A 7936-nucleotide genomic window follows, 5' to 3' on the forward strand; every position below is an offset into this window, starting at 1 on the left:
TCGGTCCGCAGGGCGAGCGGATGCACGTGCGGCCCCGGCCGCTACGACCCCTTCGCCGGGCGGGCCCGCACGTGCATCCGCTCGCCCTGCGGACCGAAGAGACTGAGGAACTCCACCGGAACGTCGTCCGCCGCGCCGAACCAGTGCGGCACCCGGGTGTCGAACTCGGCCGCCTCCCCCTCCGTCAGCACCACGTCGTGATCCCCCAGCAGCAGGCGCAGCCGACCGGAGAGCACGTAGAGCCACTCGTAGCCCTCGTGGGTGCGCTGCTCGCACGGCTCGGCGGAGGGCCGGTAGACGCCCTTGTACGCCTGGAGGCCGCCCGGCCGGCTGGTGAGCGGGTACAGGGTGCGGTGGCCGCGCACGACCGGCTTGGACCGCACCCGCGGATCCCCCACCGGCGGCGCGCCGACCAGTTCGTCGAGCGGTAGCTGGTGGGCCCGCGCGATGGGCAGCAGCAGCTCCAGACTCGGCCTGCGCCCGCCGGACTCCAGCCGGGACAGCGTGCTGACGGAGATGCCGGTGGCCTCGGAGAGCGCACCGAGCGTGGCGCCGCGTTCGCGGCGGATGCGGCGCAGGCGGGGACCCACCTCGTTCAGCACGGCGTCGATCCGTGCATCGTCGTCGTTCATGCCTCCATGGTGACGCGCCGCTTGCCACAACGGCAAGTGAACTTGTCGATCCCGCACACCCGCGGGCGCCCCCGCCCCGCGGTCAGCGCGGGAAGAGCTCGAAGGCGACCGCGGGACGCCCGCCGAACCGCGGGGCGGTCGCCTCCGCCATGGAGGCGAGGAAGGTACGGCAGTACTCCTGCGGGTCCTGCTCCGTCAGGCCCTCGATGTAGGCCCGGTGCTCCAGCAGCGAGCGCACCGAGCGCTCCAGCCCCGGCCGCGCGTCCACCGCGTGCGTGGGCGTCGTCGAACCGGCCACCGCCACCCAGCGCACCCCGTCCCAGGGCGCCAGACCCTCCTCGGCCGCGAGCTCGGGGAAGATCCAGCGGTTGCCCGCGTCGGACGCGGCGTCGAGCGCCGCCCGGCCGACGGCACGGTGGTCGGGGGTGTTCCAGGCCGTGCCGCCCCAGGTGTCCCGGTGGTTGAGGGTGACGACCAGCTCCGGCCGGTGCCTGCGCACGGCCGCCGCGATGTCCTTGCGCAGCCGCGTCCCGTACTCGACGACACCGTCCCGGTGGTCGAGGAACTCGACGACGGACACGCCCACGACCGCCGCGCTCGCCCGCTGCTCCCGCTCGCGCAGCGGGGCGGCCACGGCGGGTGCCACGGAGTCGATGCCCGCCTCGCCCCGGGTGGCGAGGAGGTAGACCACCTCCTTGCCCTGGTCCGTCCACCCGGCGATCGCCGCCGCGCAGCCGTATTCGAGGTCGTCGGGGTGGGCGACGACGGCCAGCGCCCGCTGCCAGTCGCCGGGCATCTCCGCGAGCTGTTCGGTGACATGATCGGTCATGGCGGCACAATACGCCCGAATCGCCGTCGCTCATGGCGCCGTGACCGGCGGACGCCCCCGAGGGCGCGTCGCCGCCGCGGCACCACAGCTCCCGGGCGGACGCCGCCCCCGCCCGTCCCCGCCGCCGGCCCGCCGTCAGGACCGTGGGCGATCCCGCGCCCGCCCGCCGGCCCTCGCGCCGKCCGCCGTGGCCGACGCCCCGTCAGACCTCGTCGCGGGCCAGGGAGATCAGCCGGTCCAGCACCCGGGTGCCGCTCGCCCGGACCCCGTCGTGCTCGTACTCGTCCGTGACCCAGGTGCGCAGCCCGCGGACGGCGCGCGCGGTGCGCAGCGAGTCGGCGGTGTCGACGTACATGTCGTCGTGGTAGACCGCCGCCGCGACCGGCACCTCGTTGGCGGCGAGCCGCCGCGGGTCGTAGAGCGCCGGCCAGTCGGTGCGGGCGGCGAGCAGTTCGGCGCACTCGCGCAGCGGGCGCAGCGCGGGATCCGTCTCGAAGTGCCACGGGTGCACGGTCTCCCCGGTGAACAGCAGCGGTTCGCCGCCGTCGTACGCCCGCGCCGGGTCGAACTCGGGGAACTCGGCGCGCACCCGCTCGGCCGCCCAGCCGGTGGGCCGGCCGCCCTGGGCGTAGATCGCCTCGTGCAGCACCGCGTAGAGCGGCCGGGCCGCGAAGGAGAGCACCGGACGCACCGCCTCCAGGAAGGCGTCCGACAGCTCGTGGCCCGCGGCGGCCGGGACGAAGGCGTTCTCCAGCAGGTAGTGGAGCTGGTGGGTGCCGTCACCGCCGCCGAGCAGGATGCCGAGCGACTGGAAGACCTCGGGGGTGAGCGTGTGGCCCCCGGGCAGGGTCGCCGGGCGCTCCGCGAGGTGGGTGACGATCCGCCGGGCCCGTTCGACGTCCTGCGGGTAACGGGCGTAGTGGGCCTCCACCTTGCGCCGGACCCGCGGGTAGGCGGCGCGGTAGACGTCGTCGGCGTGGGCGTCGAGGGACGGCAGGCCGCCGGTGATCAGCACGGTGGACAGGCCCTCGGGTGCGGTGGACAGGTAGTGGGTGGCGCAGAAGCCGCCGAAGCTCTGCCCGAGCACCGTCCACGGCGCCCCGCCGGTGAGCCGCCGCCGGATCGTCTCGCAGTCGCGGACGATCGCGTCGGCGCGGAAGCGCGTGAGGTGGGCGGCCTGTTCCGCGGGGCCGCCGCGCAGCGGCAGCGTCTGGCGGTTCACCGGGGTGGACCGGCCGGTGCCCCGCTGGTCGAGCAGGAGGACGCGGTGGTCGCGCACCGCACGCGCGAGCCACGCCTGCGCCCCGGTGAACCTGCGGGCGGCACTGCCCGGGCCGCCCTCCAGGTAGACGAGCCAGGGCAGTTCCTCCGCGCCGCGCCCGGTGCCGGTGACCTCCCGGGCGTAGAGCTCGATCTGCTCGCCGGCGGGCTCGTCGTGGTCGAGGGGGACGGTGAAGTAGTGGTCGGTGAGGACGACCCCCGGCTGCCGGTAGCTTGCCACTGCTGCTCCTGATGTGTGCCCTGTGTCCGGTACGCCCCCGCCCGCCCAGTGGATCACACCGGGCGGACGGGGGCGTACCGGACACAGGGCACACATCAGGAGCAGCAGTGGCAAGCTACCGGCAGCCGCGGTGCCCATACCGGTGGCCGTCGCGACGGCGTCCACGCTCCGGTCGGTGGTCTCGAGCAGTTCCTGCGCACGGCGGATGCGCTGGGTCAGCAGCCATTGCAGGGGTGTGGTGCCGGTGGCGGCCCGGAAGTGGCGGCCGAGGGTGCGCGAACTCATCCGGGCGCGGCGTGCGAGATCCTCCACGCTCAGCGGCTGGTCGAGGCGGGCGAGCACCCAGGGGAAGAGCGCGGTGAGCGGGTGGGAGTCCCGCTCGGGCACCGGGGTGGTGACGAACTGGGCCTGGCCGCCCGCCCGGTGGGGCGGGACCACCAGACGGCGGGCGGCGGCGTTGGCGACGGACGAGCCGTGGTCGAGGCGGATCAGGTGGAGGCACAGGTCGAGCGCGGCGGCCTTGCCCGCCGAGGTGAGGACGGTCCCGTTGTCCACGTAGAGCACGTCGGGATCGACCTCCACCCCCGGGTGGCGGGCGGCGAGCACGTCGGTGTGGGCCCAGTGGGTGGTGGCCCGCAGACCGTCCAGGAGACCGGCCGCGGCGAGGACGAACGCGCCGGTGCACAGCGATGCCACCCGCGCGCCCGCCTGGTGCGCCGCGCGCACCGCGTCGACCAGCTCCGCGGGCGGGGGCCGGTCGACGTCGGCCCAGCCGGGCACGATCACGGTGTCCGCTTCCCTGAGCCGGTCCAGGCCGGCGTCGGGCTCCAGGCCGAAGCGTCCGGCGCGCACGGTGTCCGGTCCGCACAGGACGACGTCGTACCACGGCACGTCCACACCTGCCGGAGCACCGCCGAACACCTCGTAGGCGACGGCCAGTTCGAAGTGGAGCATCCCGTCGGTGACGGCGAGCGCGACAGTGGTCATGTCCGGAAGTGTACGCGTCATGTCGTTCCGGACACTCACGGTCGGCGCTCCCGCCCGGCCAGGATGGTCAACAACGGGTCGAGAGACGACGGAACGCGAGAAGGAGCAGGTCATGAGTTCGGGTCAGAAGGTCGCGGTGTTCGGGGCGTACGGGCACACGGGACGGTTCGTGGTGGCGGAACTGCAGGACCGCGGGTTCCTGCCGCTGCTGTCCGGCCGCGACGCCGTGAGGCTGAAGGAACTGGCCGACACCGCCGGTCTGCCGCAGGAGTCCGTGCGGCCGGCGTCGGTCGACGACCCGGCCTCGCTGGACCGCGCGCTCGCCGGTGCGGCAGCCGTCGTCAACAGCGCCGGTCCCTTCGCCACGACGGCGGCGCCGCTGATCGAGGCGGCCCTGCGGGCGGGGATCCCGTACGTGGACGTGGCGGCCGAGATCGAGGCCAACCTGGACACGTTCGCGCACTTCGACGAGCGGGCCCGCGAGGCGGGCGTGGTCGTGGTCCCCGCGATGGCGTTCTTCGGCGGTCTGGGCGATCTGCTGGCGACCGCCGCCATGGGCGACTGGACGTCTGCCGACGAGGTGCACGTCGCCTACGGCCTGAGCAGTTGGCACCCGACCGCCGGGACGCGGTCGGCGGGCGCGGTCTCCCGCGAGCGGCGCGGCGGCCGGGGAGTCCGCTACACCGGCGGGCGCCTGGAGTACGGGGAGGCCGCGGCCGAGACCCGGGAGTGGGCGTTCCCCGGCGAGGGCCCGCGCACCCTGCGCGAGCTGACCATGGCCGATGTGGTGACCCTCCCCCGGCATCTGGACGTCCCGGAGGTGCGCACCTGGATGACCGCCGAGGCCGTCGGCGACCTGTCGGCCCCCGGCACGCCGGCGCCCGTGGCGGCCGACGAACGGGGGCGCTCCGCGCAGACGTTCACCGTCGACGTCGTGGTGCGGCGCGGCGGGCACGAGCGGCGTGCGGTGGCGAGCGGACGGGACATCTACGCGGTGAGCGCGCCGCTGGCGGTGGAGGCCGTGGCGCGCGTCCTCGGGGGTGGCGCCGGCGCGGTGGGCGTCCGCTCCGCGGGTGAGCTCTTCGACGCCCCCGGCTTCCTCGGCGCGCTCTCGGCGCACCTGGACACGGACCTCCCCGACACGGGCGCCGACGGGGTGTGACAGGGTCCCCGCATGACGACACCACCGGACGGGCTGCCCGTCTACCGCGTCCTGACCGGCCCCGACGACCCGGCGTTCTGCCACCGGGTGAGCGAGGCCCTGGAGCTGGGCTACCGGCTGCACGAGGGGCCCGCGGTCACCTTCGACGGCGAGCGGGTGATCGTGGCGCAGGCCGTCGTGTGGTCCGGCCGGAAATCCGGGTGACCCGCCCGGGCCCCGGCGTTACCCTCGGCGGTATGAACGTCACCGGCCCACGCACCACCGCGACCGCGCGAGCGACCAGCTCGCCGGTTGCCGCCGTCTGACGTACCCCTCTCCCACCGGCGACCGGAAACGGTCCGCCGGTGGCTCCGTGGCTCTCTCCCGGTTCCGGTGATGCGGACCGTCGTCCGGCGCCCCCCGCTGTGACGCGAAGGAGCCCCACCATGGACACCGAGCACATCGTCCGCACGTTCCTGTCGTACTACGAGGAGCGCGGCCACGCCCGGATCGACGGCTCGACGCTGGTGCCGCCGCCGGGAGACCCGGTGCTCTTCACCACCTCGGGCATGCATCCGCTCACCGAGTACCTGACCGGGCAGCCGCATCCCCGTGGCACTCGGCTGACCGGCGTGCAGCGGTGCCTGCGCACGACCGACCTGGACGAGGTGGGCGACCCGACCCACCTCACGGTCTTCGAGATGCTCGGCAGCTGGTCGCTCGGCGACTACGAGGGGCCGACGAGTCTGCGCTGGGCCCACGGGCTGCTCACCGAGGGTTTCGGCATCCCTCCCCGGCTGCTGCACGCCACGGTGTTCGGCGGCGACGGGCAGGTGGGGCCGGACATCCCCTCGCTGGAGCTCTGGGAGGACCTCGGGGTGCCGGTGGAGACCACCGTCGGGGACAACTGGTGGGACAACGGGCCGACCGGCCCGTGCGGACCCGATTCGGAGATCTTCCTGTGGACCGGTGACACCCCGCCCGAGTCGGTCCCCACCGGGGACGACCGCTGGGTGGAGGTGTGGAACCACGTGATGATGCGTCACCGGCGGCTGGACGACGGCTCGCTCGTGCCGCTCCCCGTGCGCAGCGTCGACACCGGGCTCGGCCTGGAACGCCTCGCCACGCTGCTCCAGGGTCACACCTCGGTGTTCGACTGCGATGTCTTCGACCCCTGGCGCCGGGAGGTGCCGCCGCTGTGGCCGGGCCTGGACGTGGCTTCGCTGCGGCTGGTCTGCGACCATCTGCGGTCGGCCGTGGTGGTGGTCGGGGACGGGGTGCGCCCGGCCGCCGGCGGGCGGGGCTACGTGCTGCGCCGGCTGCTGCGGAGGACGCTCACCGTGCTGTGGCGGGACGACGCCTCGCGCGGCCTCGGCGATCTGCCGGAGCCGCTGGTGGAACACACCCTGGACCGCTTCCGGCAGGACGGGCGCCCCGAGGAGGTGCTCGGGGTCCTGGCCGACGAGGAGCGGCGCTTCCGCCGGCTGCTGGAACGCGGCCGGCAGGTGCTGGCCCGCCCGCGCTTCCGGGGCCCGCTGGACGAGGAGGACCTCCGCTACCTCCACGACACCCACGGCCTGCCCCGCGAGCTGGTGCACGACCTGCGGCGCGGCTGACGGGGCACCGGGGGCGGCCTGGCGTACCCCGCCCCCGGGGCGTCGTGCCGATGGCCCCGGGGGCGGCGGGTCCGGACGGCCGGTTCCGGCTGGAGCACCGCCGGGCGGCGTCGTCCGGCCCGTCCGGCCCCGCCGCCCGGACGGGACCGGACCACCGGTCGCACGGCGGCCCGGGGGCCCGTCGGCCTGTCGGCCTGTCGGCCTGTCACACGGTGGGGGATCAGAAGTCGAAGCGGTCGATGTTGCCGGCGTCGAACACCGTCGGCTTGCCCAGGTTGATCACGCCGTCCTTGCCGATGGTGTACATCGTCCCGCCCGCGGTGAACGTCTCCCCCTCCTGCCCCGTGATCTGACCCGACGCCAGCGCGACCGCGGTCCGTGCCGCCAGAGCCCCCAGCGCCGCCGGGTCCCACAGCTCGAACGCCTCGACCGTGCCGTTCTTGACGTAGGTGCGCATGTCGTTCGGCGTCCCCAGGCCGGTGAGCTTGACCTTGCCCTTGTACTTCGAGCCCGACAGGTACTGCGCGGCGGCCTTGATGCCGACGGTGGTCGGCGAGATGATCCCCTTCAGGTTCGGGTGCTCCTGGAGCAGGCCCTGGGTCTGCTGGAAGGACTGCTGGGCGTCGTCGTTGCCGTACGCGACCTCGACCAGCTCAATGTCCTTGTACTTCGGGTCCTCGAGTTCCTTCTTCATGAACCCGATCCAGGTGTTCTGGTTGGTCGCGGTCTGCGCGGCCGACAGGATCGCGATCTCGCCCTTGAAGCCGATCTGCTCCGCCAGCAGCTGCACCTCGGTCCGCCCCAGGTCCTCCGCCGACGCCTGCGAGACGAAGACGTGACGGCAGTCGGCCCTGGTGTCCGAGTCGTAGGTGACGACCTTGATGCCGTTCCCCATCGCCTGCTTCAGCGCGGTGCACAGCGCACCCGGGTCCTGCGCCGACACCGCCATCGCGTCGACCTGCTGCTGGGTCAGCGTGTTGACGTAGCTCACCTGGCCGGAGGTGTCGGTGCCGCTGGACGGGCCGACCTCCTTGAAGGACGACCCCAGCTCCTCCAGCGCCTTCTCGCCGCCCTTGTCCGCGGTGGTGAAGTACGGGTTGTTGACCTGCTTGGGCAGGAAGCCGACGGTCAGGCCCTTCTTGGTCTCGGCGTTCGGGTCGGCCTTGCCTGCCGCGGCCGCCGCGCCGCCCTCCTTCTGCACGTCCTCCTTCGAGGTGCCGCCGCAGGCGG

Annotated in this window: 7 protein-coding genes and 1 pseudogene; 3 read left to right on the plus strand and 5 right to left on the minus strand. The window is 74.1% G+C overall.

Translation table 11 applies throughout. From position 1 onward, the window contains the following. Positions 1 to 41 precede the first annotated feature (41 nt). The 4 genes and pseudogenes from EAO77_RS17660 to EAO77_RS40090 all read right to left on the minus strand — a co-directional run. The gene (locus tag EAO77_RS17660) at positions 42 to 632 is read right to left on the minus strand and encodes a helix-turn-helix domain-containing protein (protein ID WP_147989235.1); all 591 of its coding nucleotides are present in this window, start codon (positions 630 to 632) and stop codon (positions 42 to 44) included. A gap of 82 nt (positions 633 to 714) precedes the next feature. Next, the gene (locus EAO77_RS17665) at positions 715 to 1461 is read right to left on the minus strand and encodes a PIG-L deacetylase family protein (RefSeq protein WP_147989236.1); all 747 of its coding nucleotides are present in this window, start codon (positions 1459 to 1461) and stop codon (positions 715 to 717) included. Positions 1462 to 1663: 202 nt separating this feature from the next. After that, positions 1664 to 2962 (minus strand): alpha/beta hydrolase, encoded by a 1299-nt coding sequence (locus tag EAO77_RS40085; protein WP_261994009.1) that lies wholly within the window; start codon positions 2960 to 2962, stop codon positions 1664 to 1666. A gap of 141 nt (positions 2963 to 3103) precedes the next feature. Then, positions 3104 to 4063 (minus strand): annotated as a pseudogene (locus tag EAO77_RS40090) (DJ-1/PfpI family protein); the annotation flags it as partial. On the opposite strand from EAO77_RS40090, the gene EAO77_RS17675 reads away from it, so the two are divergent. The 3 genes from EAO77_RS17675 (at position 4062) to EAO77_RS17685 (ending at position 6706) form a co-directional block, all read left to right on the plus strand. Next, on the plus strand, positions 4062 to 5111 hold the full coding sequence (locus tag EAO77_RS17675; protein ID WP_147989238.1) for a saccharopine dehydrogenase NADP-binding domain-containing protein: 1050 nt from the start codon (positions 4062 to 4064) through the stop codon (positions 5109 to 5111). The pseudogene EAO77_RS40090 and the gene EAO77_RS17675 overlap by 2 nt on opposite strands. Positions 5112 to 5123: 12 nt before the next feature. Further along, positions 5124 to 5315 (plus strand): DUF1737 domain-containing protein, encoded by a 192-nt coding sequence (locus tag EAO77_RS17680; protein ID WP_147989239.1) that lies wholly within the window; start codon positions 5124 to 5126, stop codon positions 5313 to 5315. A 221-nt stretch (positions 5316 to 5536) separates the two neighbouring features. After that, positions 5537 to 6706, plus strand: coding sequence for an alanine--tRNA ligase-related protein (locus EAO77_RS17685; protein ID WP_147989240.1), 1170 nt, complete (start codon positions 5537 to 5539; stop codon positions 6704 to 6706). Between the two features lie 220 nt (positions 6707 to 6926). Here the strand turns inward: EAO77_RS17685 and rhaS are convergent. After that, the coding region (rhaS, locus tag EAO77_RS17690) for a rhamnose ABC transporter substrate-binding protein (RefSeq protein WP_147989313.1) at positions 6927 to 7936 on the minus strand (1010 nt) is incomplete at its 5' end.

Origin of the sequence: Streptomyces sp. T39 (assembly GCF_008042045.1) — a bacterium.
GTDB lineage: Bacteria > Actinomycetota > Actinomycetes > Streptomycetales > Streptomycetaceae > Streptomyces.

Bases quoted from the DNA above. Each gene is read 5' to 3' on its own strand.
- EAO77_RS17660 (WP_147989235.1), bottom strand. From the start codon at position 632: ATGAACGACGACGATGCACGGATCGACGCCGTGCTGAACGAGGTGGGT.
- EAO77_RS17665 (WP_147989236.1), bottom strand. From the start codon at position 1,461: ATGACCGATCATGTCACCGAACAGCTCGCGGAGATGCCCGGCGACTGG.
- EAO77_RS17675 (WP_147989238.1), top strand. From the start codon at position 4,062: ATGAGTTCGGGTCAGAAGGTCGCGGTGTTCGGGGCGTACGGGCACACG.
- EAO77_RS17680 (WP_147989239.1), top strand. From the start codon at position 5,124: ATGACGACACCACCGGACGGGCTGCCCGTCTACCGCGTCCTGACCGGC.
- EAO77_RS17685 (WP_147989240.1), top strand. From the start codon at position 5,537: ATGGACACCGAGCACATCGTCCGCACGTTCCTGTCGTACTACGAGGAG.